This window comes from Pseudomonas sp. F01002 (assembly GCF_004402115.1).
Lineage (GTDB): Bacteria > Pseudomonadota > Gammaproteobacteria > Pseudomonadales > Pseudomonadaceae > Aquipseudomonas > Aquipseudomonas frigoris.
Map to the genome: position 1 here is coordinate 147378 of NZ_SOPU01000032.1, position 13613 is coordinate 160990.

The 13613-nt window shown below is 59.2% G+C and carries 14 protein-coding genes; 5 read left to right on the forward strand and 9 right to left on the reverse strand.

The annotated features are described in order from the left end of the window. Window positions 1–44 precede the first annotated feature (44 nt). Window positions 45–923, reverse strand: coding sequence for a DMT family transporter (locus E3W21_RS26090; protein ID WP_008149189.1), 879 nt, complete (start codon window positions 921–923; stop codon window positions 45–47). 122 nt (window positions 924–1045) lie between these two features. Continuing rightward, window positions 1046–1822 (reverse strand): IclR family transcriptional regulator, encoded by a 777-nt coding sequence (locus tag E3W21_RS26095; protein WP_134422398.1) that lies wholly within the window; start codon window positions 1820–1822, stop codon window positions 1046–1048. A 309-nt stretch (window positions 1823–2131) separates the two neighbouring features. On the opposite strand from E3W21_RS26095, the gene E3W21_RS26100 reads away from it, so the two are divergent. Next, window positions 2132–3025 carry a neutral zinc metallopeptidase gene (locus E3W21_RS26100; RefSeq protein WP_134422400.1) on the forward strand — a complete coding sequence of 298 codons (894 nt, stop codon included), beginning with the start codon at window positions 2132–2134 and terminating at the stop codon, window positions 3023–3025. Further along, on the forward strand, window positions 3026–3982 hold the full coding sequence (locus E3W21_RS26105; protein WP_134422402.1) for an alpha/beta hydrolase: 957 nt from the start codon (window positions 3026–3028) through the stop codon (window positions 3980–3982). A 93-nt stretch (window positions 3983–4075) separates the two neighbouring features. On the opposite strand, the gene E3W21_RS26110 is transcribed toward E3W21_RS26105, so the two are convergent. From E3W21_RS26110 to E3W21_RS26120, 3 genes are all read right to left on the reverse strand, one after another. After that, a complete protein-coding gene (locus tag E3W21_RS26110) occupies window positions 4076–4669 on the reverse strand; it encodes an HAD family hydrolase (protein WP_134422404.1) in 594 nt (197 codons plus the stop codon). Next, a complete protein-coding gene (tesB, locus tag E3W21_RS26115; protein WP_129441008.1) occupies window positions 4666–5535 on the reverse strand; it encodes an acyl-CoA thioesterase II in 870 nt (289 codons plus the stop codon). The genes E3W21_RS26110 and tesB overlap by 4 nt, the downstream gene beginning before the upstream one ends. A gap of 103 nt (window positions 5536–5638) precedes the next feature. Next, complete coding sequence (locus tag E3W21_RS26120) at window positions 5639–6208, reverse strand: GNAT family N-acetyltransferase (RefSeq protein WP_134422406.1); 570 nt, start codon at window positions 6206–6208, stop codon at window positions 5639–5641. 84 nt (window positions 6209–6292) lie between these two features. On the opposite strand from E3W21_RS26120, the gene E3W21_RS26125 reads away from it, so the two are divergent. Both E3W21_RS26125 and E3W21_RS26130 read left to right on the forward strand, forming a co-directional pair. Continuing rightward, on the forward strand, window positions 6293–7213 hold the full coding sequence (locus E3W21_RS26125; RefSeq protein WP_134422408.1) for a histone deacetylase: 921 nt from the start codon (window positions 6293–6295) through the stop codon (window positions 7211–7213). A 281-nt stretch (window positions 7214–7494) separates the two neighbouring features. After that, window positions 7495–8736, forward strand: coding sequence for a TIGR03862 family flavoprotein (locus tag E3W21_RS26130; protein WP_178084150.1), 1242 nt, complete (start codon window positions 7495–7497; stop codon window positions 8734–8736). Window positions 8737–8872: 136 nt separating this feature from the next. On the opposite strand, the gene E3W21_RS26135 is transcribed toward E3W21_RS26130, so the two are convergent. Together E3W21_RS26135 and yedA are read right to left on the reverse strand one after the other, a co-directional pair. Then, window positions 8873–10207, reverse strand: coding sequence for a DEAD/DEAH box helicase (locus E3W21_RS26135; protein WP_129441001.1), 1335 nt, complete (start codon window positions 10205–10207; stop codon window positions 8873–8875). 65 nt (window positions 10208–10272) lie between these two features. Further along, window positions 10273–11199 carry a drug/metabolite exporter YedA gene (yedA, locus tag E3W21_RS26140; protein WP_134422412.1) on the reverse strand — a complete coding sequence of 309 codons (927 nt, stop codon included), beginning with the start codon at window positions 11197–11199 and terminating at the stop codon, window positions 10273–10275. A 163-nt stretch (window positions 11200–11362) separates the two neighbouring features. Here yedA and E3W21_RS26145 point away from each other — a divergent pair, with 163 nt between their 5' ends. Then, window positions 11363–11815 (forward strand): Lrp/AsnC family transcriptional regulator, encoded by a 453-nt coding sequence (locus E3W21_RS26145; RefSeq protein WP_008149219.1) that lies wholly within the window; start codon window positions 11363–11365, stop codon window positions 11813–11815. A 124-nt stretch (window positions 11816–11939) separates the two neighbouring features. Here the strand turns inward: E3W21_RS26145 and E3W21_RS26150 are convergent, their stop codons facing one another. Both E3W21_RS26150 and E3W21_RS26155 read right to left on the reverse strand, forming a co-directional pair. Beyond that, window positions 11940–12464, reverse strand: a complete 525-nt coding sequence (locus E3W21_RS26150) for a Bro-N domain-containing protein (protein ID WP_134422414.1) — start codon at window positions 12462–12464, stop codon at window positions 11940–11942. A gap of 526 nt (window positions 12465–12990) precedes the next feature. After that, a complete protein-coding gene (locus tag E3W21_RS26155) occupies window positions 12991–13602 on the reverse strand; it encodes a PolC-type DNA polymerase III (protein WP_134422416.1) in 612 nt (203 codons plus the stop codon). Window positions 13603–13613 lie beyond the last annotated feature (11 nt).

A 13613-nucleotide genomic window follows, 5' to 3' on the forward strand; every position in this document is an offset into this window, starting at 1 on the left:
ACCCCTCCCCCGGCAGGCCTGATTCCAGGCCTGCCCTGCTTCTCTCACCGACGACTCTGCTGCCAGGCTGCTGCCAACCCGCTGCAGCAAATTACCGCGATCCCGACCACCGTGGTCAGCGTCGGCGTGTGAGAAAACAGCAACCAACCCAACAAACCAGCAAAGACAATCTGGCAATAACCGAACGGCGCCAACAACGCAGGGGCGGCGTGACGGAAGGCTTGCGTCAGAAACAGGTGAGCCGTCATCCCGCAGGCGCCCAGCGCCACCATCATGAATCCATGGCCCAGGCTGGGGACTTGCCAAAAGAATGGCACCAGCGCGCTCATCACCAGCGTGTTGCACAGCCCGGCGAAGAAGTTGCTGGTGGTTGGGCTATCGATGTTGCTGAGCTTGCGAGTGAGCAACTGATAGAAGCAGAAAAACAGTGCCGAGCAGAGCGGCAGCAACACCGCCGGGGTAAAGAGTTCTCCGCCGGGATGGACAATGATCAACACGCCGATGAATCCACAAATCACCGCAATCCACTGGCCACGCGTGACGTGCTCGCGCAGCAGTGGCACCGACAGCGCAGTCACCAGAACCGGCGCAAGAAAGTTGACCGCCGTGGCTTCGGCCAAGGGGATGTACTGTAAGCCGGTGGTGAAAAACAGACTGGTGCCCAGCAGGCACAACGCCCGCAACAGCTGAAGTAACGGCCGTTTGGTTCGTAGGACACCCAGCCCGGATTGCGGCAGAAAAATCCCGGCCATGAGTAAGGTGTGAACCAGATAACGGGCCCAGACCACCATGACGATCGGATAGAACCCTGAGAGGTATTTCGACAGGGCGTCGTGACTGGAAAACAGGAAGGTCGCAACGACGATCAGCAGAATCCCTTTGAAGGGTTGGTTTACGCCGGAGAGCGGAGTGCTGACGGTCATGTGGTTTTCCTTGTGCTTCGCGAGTTCCAATAACTTAGAACCCGGTTCCAGATTCTCACATAGCCACACAGTAAAAGTGGGCGAACAACGCACACGATTTGCAGAGCAAGGATTTACTGCCGTTAGTTAAACATCTCAGACGCCAGACTTGCTGCTGACAACTCTTCGGTAATTTTCAACAACAGTGGCGCCAACTCATGTAGTCGAGCCCCCGGCATCCGCGCGCTTGGGCCAGCAATACTCAATACGCCGATTACCCGCCCATCACTTGGGTGCCGCACCACTGCCGCAATCGCTGAAGTGCCCACAGCCGAACTTTCCTCGACCCAGGCATAGCCCTGCTCCCGCGCCAGCCGCAGCCGTTCCAGCAATTCAATGTTGGAACGCGGAGCGTTCGGCCCGAGGTCTTTGGGCCGTTCACCACCCTGGCGCTCTACCAGCGACAAGGCTTCAGCATCGCTCATGCACGCCAACCAGGCATGGCCTGATGCGGTATAAAACAATGGCGCGTCGCGGCCCATGTCCGGGTCGTAACGCAACCCCGAACGGGCGCCCTGGGATTTGGCAATCCAGATCTGCCGTTCACCTTCGATAATGCCTAGACGCACCAGTTCTCCGGTTTCATGGGCCAGACGATCAAGCACCGGCTGCACGATATCGGCGCCGCTGCTCGACAGATAGCGGAACCCCATTGCCACCAGTTTGGTTGACAAGTGATAGCGCAAATTCTCTGGATTCTGCCGCACGTAGCCCAGGCGAATCAGCTCGGCGAGTAAGCGGTGAGTCGCGCTTTTTGGAATGTCGAGTTGCTCTGCCAATGCCTGCATCTGCAGCCCGCGGGGGTCACTGGTGAGGCTTTCCAGCACACTGAAAACACGTTCGATCTGACTGCCGGTCATGGGAGGGTCCACACTAAATTTTCCAGATTCTAAAAGACAAACCAAGTAATGCGAAATCTGGAACCCACAGTCCGGCAACCGTGCTCGACAAATAATTTCCGATACAGGCCGTCGCCTGCCCGATAAAAACCCGTCGCCTGAAGGAATTAGATGGGTTGTCCGTGTTCAATACGAGTCTGGAGTATTCCCGGCAACCCACCACTGGTTGCCGGGAAGGCTCCTGCGCGCAACAAAAGATGGACGACCGGACTGGCGCCGCTCCCACTCAGCAGCAACACTCATCCCCACGGACATTCAGAGGGTTCCCACATGCTATGGAAAAAAGGCCGACGCAGCGACAACGTGGTCGATGCCCGTGGTGATGATTCTGGCGGCGGTGGTGGCGGGATGCGCTTCGGTGGCGGCAAGGGCCTGAGCCTGATGGCAATTATCTTGATCGTCGGGATCGGCTGGATCACCGGCCAGGACCCGATGCAAATCCTCGGGCAACTGACCGGGCAAATGAGCGAGCAATCGGCACCGGCCCCGACTCAAACCCGCAAGGCACCGCCGGCCACTGATGAAGGAGCCGAGTTCGTGCGCTCGATCCTCGGTGATAGCGAGGACACTTGGGGTCAGATTTTCCAGCAGGCCGGTCGTCAATATAAGAACCCGACCCTGGTACTGTTCAGTGGCCGCGTCAACTCGGCGTGCGGCCTGGCCTCTTCGGCGACCGGCCCGTTCTATTGCCCGGCGGACCAGAAGGTCTACCTGGACATGAGTTTCTTCCAGGAAATGTCCCAACGTTTTTCCGCTGCTGGCGACTTCGCTCAGGCCTACGTGATCGCTCACGAAGTCGGACACCATGTGCAGACCTTGCTCGGCGTTTCAGCGAAAATTCAGACCGCCCGCCAACAGGGTCGGCAGATGGAAGGCGACGGCGGTTTGCTGGTACGCCAGGAACTGCAGGCCGATTGCCTGGCCGGAGTCTGGGCCAACAATGCGCAGAAACGGCTGAACTGGCTGGAGCCCGGTGACATCGAAGAAGCCTTGAACGCCGCCAACGCCATCGGCGATGACCGCTTGCAACAGCAAGGTCAGGGTCGTGTGGTGCCGGACTCGTTTACTCATGGTACGTCGGCGCAAAGGGTGCGCTGGTTCAAAACCGGATTCGCGCAAGGCCAGGTCGGCCAGTGCGATACCTTTGCAGCGAAAAACCTATAAATGAATAAGTGGCTGTTAACTCTACTGATCACCTGCGCAAGCGCCCAGGCTGCCGAGCATGCGGTCAAGGAGGTCAGCCCCGGACGCCTGCTGCTGACTGCAGGTGAAATCGCGGTGGGCATCGGCCCGGCGCCGAAGAAAATCGAACGCGTGCTGATCATCATCCATGGTCGATTGCGCAATGCCGATACCTATCGCCAGAGCGCCGAGCGCGCGGCCGAACAGGCCGGGCAAAGCGCGACCACCTTGGTGCTCGCCCCGCAATTTCTCAATGAAACCGACATCTCGGCCCATCCCGTGGCTGACAGCGTATTGCGCTGGCAGGGCAATGACTGGATGGCGGGCGGTTTATCCACCGCTCCGTTTTCCCTGAGTTCCTACGCGGCGCTCGACGAAATCATCGCCCGAATCGGCGATCGAAAACAGTTTCCGGACGTGAAGCAGATTGTCATTGCCGGTCACTCCGGTGGCGCTCAGGTGGTGCAGCGATACGCGTTGCTGGGCCACGATCAGCCAGCGCTCAAGGCGGCCGACATACAGGTGCGTTACATCATTGCCAACCCGTCGTCTTATGCGTATTTCGATGAGCGACGGCCGGCGGCGTTCAAACACGCCGGTTGCCCGAATTTCAATCGCTGGAAATATGGACTGGTGGATTTACCCGCCTATGCCGTAGGGCAAACCGCCAAGCAGTTGGAGGAAAACTACGTCAAACGCGATGTCGTTTATTTACTCGGGCAGCAGGACAGCGACCCGAAGCAGCCGGCGCTGGATAAAAGCTGTGAGGCCCAAGCTCAGGGAGCCAATCGATTGGCTCGTGGGCGTAATTATTTTGCTTATCTGAAGCGGCTGCATCCTCAAGGTTTGAATCAGCAACTGATTGAAGTGCCAGGGGTCGGGCATGATGGGGATGGGATGTTTAACTCGCCGCAGGGGCAGAAAGCGTTGTTTCAATAAAAGCAAAAAGATCGCAGCCTTCGGCAGCTCCTACAGATGTACACGATTCCACTGTAGGAGCTGCCGAAGGCTGCGATCTTTTGATTTTGAATCTCAAGCCGAAAGCATCTGCCGCAACACCACACAATCCGCCGCATGCCAATCCGCCAACTCAGGCCAGGGATTATCCGGCAGGTTCACCAACACCGTCCGCGCCCCTGCCGCCCGACCGCAATCCAGATCAAAGCGGTAGTCACCGACCATCACCATCTCACTGGCAGGGACATTCCAGGCCTGGGCCAATTTCAGCAAACCACCGGGATGCGGTTTTGGCGGTGCTTCATCTCGACCCAGCACATCCTCCACCGCAAAGCAGTCGGCCAAGCCGATCGCCTCCAGCGTGACGTGCGCCAGTTCGCGAGCATTGCGCGTGAGAATTCCCAGGCGATAACCGCGCCCGGCCAGTTCACGCACCAGTTCTACTGCGCCCGGTGCCGCTTTCGAACCCAGCGCCAGGTCCCGCTCGTGTTCCAGCAACCACGCATGTTTGGCTGCGGCTTCATCGGCCGGGAGCGCGGCGAGGTGGCTGAGGATGTCGTCTTCGGCAGGAATCGCCAACGCCACGCGGATCGCCGCGAAGTCATGCACGGCCACCGTCAGGGTGCCGTCCATGTCGAACACCCAGTGCCGCACCTCGGCCAGGCTCATGCCCAATCCTTGCGGTGGCGAATCAGGCCTTCCTGCGTGACCGACGCCACCAATTGCCCGGCGCGGTTGAACACGCTGCCACGGGAGAAACCGCGCGAGTTGCCCGCCCAAGGACTGTCCATCGCATACAGCAACCAATCATCGGCACGTAGATCCTGATGGAACCACAGCGCGTGATCGAGACTGGCAACCTGCATGTCTTTCTGCCAGACCGATTTGCCATGGGGCTGCATCGACGTGGTCAACAGGCCGAAATCCGAGGCGTAGGCCAGCAAGTATTTATGCAGTGCCGGAGAATCGGCCAAGGCACCGTCGGCGCGAAACCAGACGTACTTGATCGGATCGGACGGCTGCGGGTTGTAGGGATCTTTCTCGGTGATCGGTCGGAACTCGATCGGTTTCGGGCACAGCAACTTTTCACGCATGTGCTCGGGAATCAGGTGCGCACGCTGCTGAGCAAGCTCCAGCTCTGACGGCAGGTTTTCCGGGCCGACCACGGTTGGCATCTCGGACTGATGCTGGAAGCCTTCTTCGTCGTACTGGAACGACGCACTGCAGGTGAAAATCGGGTTGCCCTTCTGGATCGCCGTCACCCGGCGCGTGCTGAAACTGCCACCGTCGCGCACCCGATCAACCTGATAAACCACAGGCAATGCGGAATCGCCGGGACGCAGGAAATAACCATGCATCGAATGCACGTGGCGCGCTTCTTCGACCGTCTGACTGGCCGCCGACAGGGACTGCCCGATCACCTGACCACCGAACAGCTGACGAAAACCCAGGTCCTGGCTGCGGCCACGGAACAGGTTTTCTTCAATCGGTTCCAGGGTCAGCAGGTCAACCAGATCATCCAACACTTGGCTCATTCAGACTCTCCTCACACAACGCATGCCGCGCAGTCTTGGCTGCGACGGTCGATTCAATTTCTGGCCAGGGCCCATGGGAGCCATTGTAAACGTCCGTGCCGGCTTATCCATGCAAGGTTTGCAGCCATTGTTCACGGGTGATGCGGTACAGCGCATGGTGACGCAGGGGATGATCGGCCGCGAGCATCGGGTGGTCGAAATCATCGGCTGAATCATGGTGCATGCCGATGGCCTGCATGACTTTCTGCGACGGCATGTTGGTTTCGGTGGTGAAGGACACGACTTCTTTCAGCGCCAACCGGTCAAACCCGCAGCGCAGAGCGGTCCACGCCGCTTCACTGGCGTAGCCAAGCCCCCAGTGCTCGCGGGCCAGGCGCCAGCCGATTTCGGTGGCCGGGGTAAAGCGCGCGTCGAAGCCGACCTCTGCGAGCCCGGTAAAACCGATAAATGCCCCGGTGTCCTTGCGTTCCAGCGCCCAGAGACCGAAGCCATGTTCGGCAAAATGGCCACGAATCCGTCCGATCAGCGAAGCACTTTCCAGCCGACTCAAGGGCGCCGGAAAATATCGCATCACCTGTGGATCGGCGCACATCGCCGCAAACTCCGGCAAATCCTCATCGCGCCACTGCCGCAACAGCAGTCGCGCGCTCTCGAGTTCCAGTATCGGTTCCATCATCTCCCCCTTCCCATGCCGCAAGTCTACAACGCTGGTAGGATCCGTCCTTCATTCCTACAGGCTTTCTTAGATAAACCCGTCATGCCCCTGCCCCTGATCTACCACGAAGACTACAGCCCCGAGTTCCCGGCGGATCATCGCTTCCCCATGGACAAGTTTCGCCTGCTGCGCGATCACCTGGTGGACAGCGGGCTGACCCGGGACGCTGACCTGCTGCGCCCCGACCTCTGCCCGCCAGAGATTCTCGCGCTCGCACATGACCCTGCGTATATCGAACGCTACATGGGCGGCGAGTTGTCCCGCGAAGACCAGCGGCGCCTCGGCCTGCCGTGGAGCGAAGCCCTGGCCCGGCGCACAGTACGTGCGGTTGGCGGCTCGCTGCTGGCGGCCGAGCAGGCGCTGGAACATGGTTTGGCCTGTCACTTGGCCGGAGGCACCCATCACGCGCATTACGACCATCCTGCCGGGTTCTGCATCTTCAATGACCTGGCCGTGATCAGCCATTTCCTGCTGGAAAGCGGCCGGGTGAATCGGGTACTGATCTTCGACTGCGATGTGCATCAGGGCGACGGGACTGCACGGATTCTGCACAACACCCCGGACGCGGTGACCGTTTCCCTGCACTGCGAGAAGAACTTTCCTGCACGCAAGGCCGAAAGTGACTGGGACATTCCACTGCCCATGGGGATGGGCGATGCCGATTACCTGAAGGTGGTGGACGATGCGCTCAACTATTTGCTGCCGCTCTACCAACCTGACCTGGTGTTGTACGACGCCGGTGTCGATGTACATAAAGATGACGCGCTCGGCTACCTGAAACTGACAGACGAAGGCGTTGCCGCTAGGGATGAAAGCGTGATGCGTCATTGCCTGGGCCGGGATATTCCGGTGGTCGGGGTGATCGGCGGCGGCTACAGCAAGGACCGCAAGGCGTTGGCGCGCCGTCATGGAATCCTCCATCACAGCGCGCAGCGGGTCTGGCAGTCATCAGGTTGTCATTGAGGTGTGAGTCTTTACCCACAATGCCTGTGGAACTGCCTGTGGATAACCTGAGTGAAAGGTCCTACAGGCCATGCTGCATATAGCCTGTAAAGGGGTGGTTGTTTTTTAACCAGCCATTTGAAACGACACAGTTCCAATGTGGGAGCGGGCTTGCTCGCGAAAGCGGTGTATCAGTCGACATCAATGTTGCATGTTAAATCGCTTTCGCGAGCAAGCCCGCTCCCACATAGATCTGTGCTGGTAGAATGCGCGGCTTATTCCGCCATACCGCAGCGCTTCCCATGACCCAATCTTCCGTCACTCACTCCCCCCACGTCGCCATCATCGGCGGCGGCCCTGCCGGTTTGATGGCGGCTGAAGTGCTGAGCCAGGCCGGGATCAAGGTTGATCTGTACGACGGCATGCCTTCGGTAGGGCGGAAATTCCTGCTGGCCGGCGTGGGTGGCATGAACATCACCCATTCCGAAGCCTACCCGGCGTTTCTGTCACGCTACGCCGAACGCGCTCCGCAGATTGCACCGCTGTTGCGAGGTTTCGGGGCCGAAGCGTTATGCCAATGGATTCATGAGCTGGGCATCGAAACCTTTATCGGCAGCTCCGGGCGAGTCTTTCCTACAGACATGAAAGCCGCCCCCCTGTTGCGTGCATGGCTCAAACGTCTGCGAGACAGCGGCGTCGTTATCCACACCCGTCACCGCTGGCTCGGCTGGGATGACCGCGGTGGATTGCGCATCGACAGCCCCGAGGGCGAAAAAACCGTCAAACCTGACGCAACCTTGCTGGCCCTCGGCGGCGGCAGCTGGTCGCGCCTCGGATCGGACGGCGCCTGGATGCTGCCACTGGAACAACGCGGCGTAGGACTCGCGCCGCTGCAACCGAGTAATTGCGGCTTCGAGGTGCAGGCCTGGAGCGAGTTGATGGTCAGCAAATTCGCCGGCGCACCGCTGAAAAACATCGCCATTGGCCTCAATGACGACGTGCCGCGGCTCGGGGAATGTGTGATCACGGCAACCGGGATTGAAGGCAGTTTGATCTACGCCTTGTCGGCGCCGATCCGCGAAGTCATTAATCAGCACGCCTCGGCAACCATTCACCTCGACCTGTTGCCGGGCAGGCCTGTGGATAAGGTTCAGGCTGCACTGAGCAGACCACGCGGTTCACGCTCCATGGCTAAACATCTGCACAGCCAGCTCGGGATCGATGGTGTGAAAGCGGCGTTGCTGCGCGAACTCACTCCGGCCGAATGCTTCGCCGATCCGGCGCTGCTGGCCAAAGCGATCAAGGCGCTGCCACTGACGTTGGTGAAAACCCGCCCACTGGACGAGGCCATCAGCAGCGCGGGGGGTGTGATGTTCGAAGCGATGGATGAACGTTCGATGCTCAAGCAACTGCCTGGCGTGTTCTGCGCGGGGGAAATGCTGGATTGGGAAGCGCCGACGGGGGGCTATCTGCTGACCGCGTGTTTCGCCAGTGGGCGCGCGGCGGGGTTGGGGATGGTGGAGTGGTTGAAACACAAGGGCTGAGGACTGAGGCGCGGCCATCGCGAGCAAGCTCCCCACATTCGACCGAGTTCTTCCAGAAAGAATGCAGTTAATGTGGGAGCGGCGGTGCGGCGATCCGACTTGCTCGCGAAGGCGGCCTAACAGACGTCGCGTGTTTTCAAGGCTTCTTCTTACGCGGCCCAGTATTGAACACTGGCACCTTCCGCACAGGCTTGATCGAAGGCTCCGGCGCCGACGCATCACCGCTCTCAACCCACTTGCCCAGATTGCGTTTACCACCACTGGAGGTCTTCGGCTTCTTCGGTTTTTTCGGCTTTTTGACCACCTGACCGCTGGCATCGGTATCCGGCACCCGGTGCTCAGGCTCGAAGTCATGCTCCATCTGGCGAGGCAATGTCTGACGGGTCAACGTCTCGATGGCCGACAGCAGATTCACTTCATCGGCGCAGACCAGCGAAATCGCCTGCCCGGATGCACCCGCGCGTCCGGTACGACCGATCCGGTGGATGTAGTCCTCAGCCACGATCGGCAGGTCGAAGTTGACCACCAATGGCAAATCTTCGATATCCAGACCACGGGCCGCAACGTCGGTGGCCACAAGAATCTGCACTTCACTGGCCTTGAAACGGTCCAGTGCACGCTGGCGGGTTGCCTGAGGTTTGTCGCCGTGGATGCCGTCGGCATTGATGCCCAGGCCCTGAAGCTTTTCCACCAGTGCGTCTACGCCGTTGCGGGTCTTGGCGAACACCAGCACCTGCTTCCACTTACCCTTGCGCAGCAAATGGATGAACAGTTCCGGCTTGCGCTTCTTGTCGACCGTCACCACCCATTGCTTGACGGTGTTGGCGGCCACGTTGCGCGGGCTGACTTCGATGCTCAGTGGATCGTTGAGCATTTGTCCGGCCAGCAAGCGGATTGCGTCGGAGAAGGTCGCGGAGAACAACAGCGTCTGACGTTGCTTGGGCAACACGCGGTAGATATTCCCCAGCTCCTCGGAGAAGCCCAGATCAAGCATGCGATCGGCTTCGTCCAGAATCAGGGTTTGCAGCTGATTGAACTTGAGGGCCTTCTGGCGATACAGGTCGAGCAAACGACCCGGTGTCGCCACCAGCACGTCAACACCCTTGCGCAGCTTCATCATTTGCGGGTTGATGCTGACGCCGCCGTACACCGCGTAAGTGCTCAACGGCAGGTTCTCGGCGTACTGACGCACGGCTTCGTGAACCTGTTCGGCCAATTCGCGGGTCGGCACCAGGATCAGTGCGCGCACCGAGTTAGACGCCACTTTCGGCCCTTCCATGGCCAGCAATTGCAGGAGCGGCAGCGCGAAGCCGGCGGTCTTGCCAGTCCCGGTCTGGGCGGCGGCCATCAGGTCGCGACCGGCCAGCACCGCCGGAATGGCTTGCGCCTGAACCGGCGTCGGGGTCTGGTAGCCGAGCGTCTCGAGAGAGCGCAGCAAGGGTTCGATCAGGCCAAGGGTGGCGAAAGTCATGGGATTACCGTAGGAAAATTCAGCGCAGTTGTGCAAAACGAGTGTGCAATGGCGCGCAGTTTACCCTAATTCACACGGGATTCTGTCGGCACCGCTACGGCAGGTTGAACGGGAGTTCGACGCCACTGCGGCAACCCGATCAACACCACGGCACTGATGATCACCAGCATCGCCAGTCCTTCTTCAATACCAATGGTCTCACCGACAAACACGATCCCCAGCAACACCGCCACCGCCGGGTTGACGTAGGCATAACTGGTGGCCGCCGCCGGCCGCACGTTTTTCAACACATACATATAAGCGTTGAAAGCGATGATCGAGCCAAAGAAAGTCAGATAAGCCAGGGCCGCCCAACCTTCGATCGGCGGCATGGCTTCCAGATGCTCACCACTCAGTGCACTGCCGATCAACAGGACCACGCCGCCCACCAGCATTTCCACAGCGCTGGCCATCGCGCCCTGGGGCAGCGGCAGGTGTTTGCTCCACACCGAACCGAAGGCCCAGGAAGCTGCCGCGAAAATCAGCAATAAGGCGCCCAGCGGGCTCGATTGCAGGTTAGAACCGAGGTTGAGCATGGCAATGCCGATCAGCCCGAGCACAATCCCGGCCCATTCGAGACGGGTATTACGCGCGCCCCAGAAATATCCGCAGAGCAAGGTAAACAGCGGCACCGTCGCCACCGCCAACGCCGCCACACCCGAGGCGACGCCCGTGTGCTCGGCCACGCTCACCGCGCCGTTACCAAAGCTGAGCAGCAAAATCCCGATGATCCCGGCGGCTTTCCACTGCGCCCAGGTCGGTGCCGGCGCCCCGCGCCAGCGCAGGAACGCATACATCAGCGTCCCGGCAATCACAAAGCGAATCCCGCCGAGCATCAATGGCGGCCAGTACTGCACGCCGATGCGAATGACTAGATAGGTCGAGCCCCAAATCACGTACAACGCGAAAAAGGCAGCGATCAACGGTAAGGGAAAACGACGTAAGCCAGGCATGGGTCAGCTCGTAGGCAAGACAAGTGAAAGGCTATTCTAGAAAGGCCAGCGGCTTAAATTAAGTTACAAAACCTGTTTATAGCGCCGGTACACTTTTCAAAACACGGAGATTGCCGTTATAAACCGTGCTTTCGAAAGTCAGTCATTTTTCAGGAATACCACGATGGACAAATACGACCGCATGCTCCTCAGCGCCCTGTTGGAAAACGGTCGTGCGTCCTACGCCGACCTGGCGCGCAAAGTGAACCTGTCCGCCCCGGCCGTAGCCGAGCGCGTCGCTAAACTGGAAGCCTGCGGGGTCATCACGGGTTACCAGGCGAAAGTCGACATGGCCAAGCTTGGCTTGCCGATCCAGTGCGTGATCGAACTGCGCTTGAACCAGCACGGCAACCAGAAGGCCTACGACGACCTGATCAAAATCCCACAACTAACCGAATGCCACCGGGTGACGGGTGATCCGTGCGTGATCATGCAAGCGGCGGTCGGGTCGATGCCGGAGCTGGAAGAGTTGATCAACCGGATCGCCAAGTTCGGGTTCAGCAAGACGTCAATTGTGTTGTCGAGCGCGATAGAGAAGCGCGTGCCGTTGGGGCAGTTGGAAGGGAATGGTAAATAGCGATCCCGTAGGAGCTGTCGAGTGAAACGAGGCTGCGATCTTTTGATTTTGCTCTTTAAAAACAAGATCAAAAGATCGCAGCCTCGTTTCACTCGACAGCTCCTACAGAAGTTCAGCGGTATCGTCAGAATCCGCGAACGCCGCTATATCCGGCGCCCAACAAACACGGCATATCTTTTAAACGAACCCATGGTTCCGTCCGCCAATGCAGCAGACTCAACGTGCCTCCTGCCCATTCCATCAAGCGCAAACTCGGCGCCTGATTCGAAGCAACCCCGCCACTGTCCCGCAGCATCGGCACCACGTGATGGGTCAGCCAACGCCGCAGATTCCGGTTCTCCGGGCAGTAGTGATAGACCAGCATCGCGTATACACCGGACTCACTCAGCATCAATGTCTCTTGAGGTTCGTCGCTTCCGGACAAACACACCATCCGACGTTGATCGGCGTCGAGCTTGAGGGCTTGCCGGCCGTTTATATCCACGCCCATTAACCGGCCGATATCGCGGGCGCAGAACCACGCCTCAGCATGCAGTAACAGTGCTCGCAGCTGGATGTGATGGCGGATGAATGTTTTGGGGATGAAGTGAGCTGCGCTCGCAACTGATTGCGCAGAGTCTTCAGGGGGATTGGGGGTAACTTTGATCATGGCGAATCTCCTGAGAAAGTGGGAGCTGCCAGCATCACTTGCAGATGATGGGTGGCAGCTATGCGCGGGTCTGCAAGACCGAGTAGGAGACCACCCCGGCAGACCCGAAGGTCTCCCGCACACAGCTACCATAAATCGATGGTCGCTCATTAAAGCGACGCGATTATAGGTGCGCCGGTGGTCTCATAACAAACTGTCGGCGGGCTTGCAGACCCGGTCGCTGAATTGGCAGCGACGTTGGAGAGGTTATCGATGCCACAGGTACGGGGCAAGACGGACAAATTCCTAATATTGGGTAGGAGCGATCGTCACATCAGAGTCATCGTTAAACACCCTATAAACCTGCATCGCGAGCGCGTGCCGTCGGGGGATGTGAAAGGAAAAATGGTTCTTCTGTAGGAGCTGTCGAGTGAAACGAGGCTGCGATCTTTTGACTTTGCTTTGTAAGAAACAAGATCAAAAGATCGCAGCCTCGTTTCACTCGACAGCTCCTACGGGTGTCAGGGTGTTCGGGGGTGCGGTGTTTTCAGAACCCGCGATGCCGCTTCAGATGCTCATTGATCTTCGCCGCTGGCACTTTCTGCAAGCTGACGAGCAGATCATGCGACAACTCGCGCAACCCATGCTTCTGCCGCAACTCCTGGGCCAAATGCGCCGTCAGATTGGCCGCCATCTCGGCATCGGCCATGGCCCGGTGAGCTTTACCGGTGTGGGGCTGGTTGGCGAACGTGGTGAGGGTGCCGAGTTTGTGGTTCGGCGCGGCGGGCATCAAACGGCGGGCGAGTAGCAGCGAGCAGGCAAAGTTCTGCAAGCGTGTGCGCTTGATGCGACCGAGCTCAAAGTCCCAGAACTTCTGGTCAAACGCGGCGTTGTGCGCCAGCAGCGGTGTGATGCCGACGAATTCGTTGACCTCATTCATCACCTGCTCGGCCGATGGCGCGGTGCGCAGCATGGCGTTGCTGATGCCGGTGAGTTGCTCGATGAAGGCCGGGACGCGCACGCCGGCATTCATCAGGCTTTGGTAACGCTCGACGATGCGCCCCTGTTCAAGGATCACCACGGCAATTTCCGTGGCCCGGCAGCTGCTGCTCGGGGAGATCCCGGTGGTTTCAAAGTCGATGACTGCTATACGTTCCAAACCTGTTTCAA

Bases quoted from the DNA above. Each gene is read 5' to 3' on its own strand.
- E3W21_RS26135 (WP_129441001.1), bottom strand. From the start codon at position 10,207: ATGACTTTCGCCACCCTTGGCCTGATCGAACCCTTGCTGCGCTCTCTC.
- yedA (WP_134422412.1), bottom strand. From the start codon at position 11,199: ATGCCTGGCTTACGTCGTTTTCCCTTACCGTTGATCGCTGCCTTTTTC.
- E3W21_RS26150 (WP_134422414.1), bottom strand. From the start codon at position 12,464: ATGATCAAAGTTACCCCCAATCCCCCTGAAGACTCTGCGCAATCAGTT.
- E3W21_RS26130 (WP_178084150.1), top strand. From the start codon at position 7,495: ATGACCCAATCTTCCGTCACTCACTCCCCCCACGTCGCCATCATCGGC.
- E3W21_RS26105 (WP_134422402.1), top strand. From the start codon at position 3,026: ATGAATAAGTGGCTGTTAACTCTACTGATCACCTGCGCAAGCGCCCAG.
- E3W21_RS26100 (WP_134422400.1), top strand. From the start codon at position 2,132: ATGCTATGGAAAAAAGGCCGACGCAGCGACAACGTGGTCGATGCCCGT.
- E3W21_RS26145 (WP_008149219.1), top strand. From the start codon at position 11,363: ATGGACAAATACGACCGCATGCTCCTCAGCGCCCTGTTGGAAAACGGT.
- tesB (WP_129441008.1), bottom strand. From the start codon at position 5,535: ATGAGCCAAGTGTTGGATGATCTGGTTGACCTGCTGACCCTGGAACCG.
- E3W21_RS26120 (WP_134422406.1), bottom strand. From the start codon at position 6,208: ATGGAACCGATACTGGAACTCGAGAGCGCGCGACTGCTGTTGCGGCAG.
- E3W21_RS26125 (WP_134422408.1), top strand. From the start codon at position 6,293: ATGCCCCTGCCCCTGATCTACCACGAAGACTACAGCCCCGAGTTCCCG.
- E3W21_RS26090 (WP_008149189.1), bottom strand. From the start codon at position 923: ATGACCGTCAGCACTCCGCTCTCCGGCGTAAACCAACCCTTCAAAGGG.
- E3W21_RS26110 (WP_134422404.1), bottom strand. From the start codon at position 4,669: ATGAGCCTGGCCGAGGTGCGGCACTGGGTGTTCGACATGGACGGCACC.
- E3W21_RS26095 (WP_134422398.1), bottom strand. From the start codon at position 1,822: ATGACCGGCAGTCAGATCGAACGTGTTTTCAGTGTGCTGGAAAGCCTC.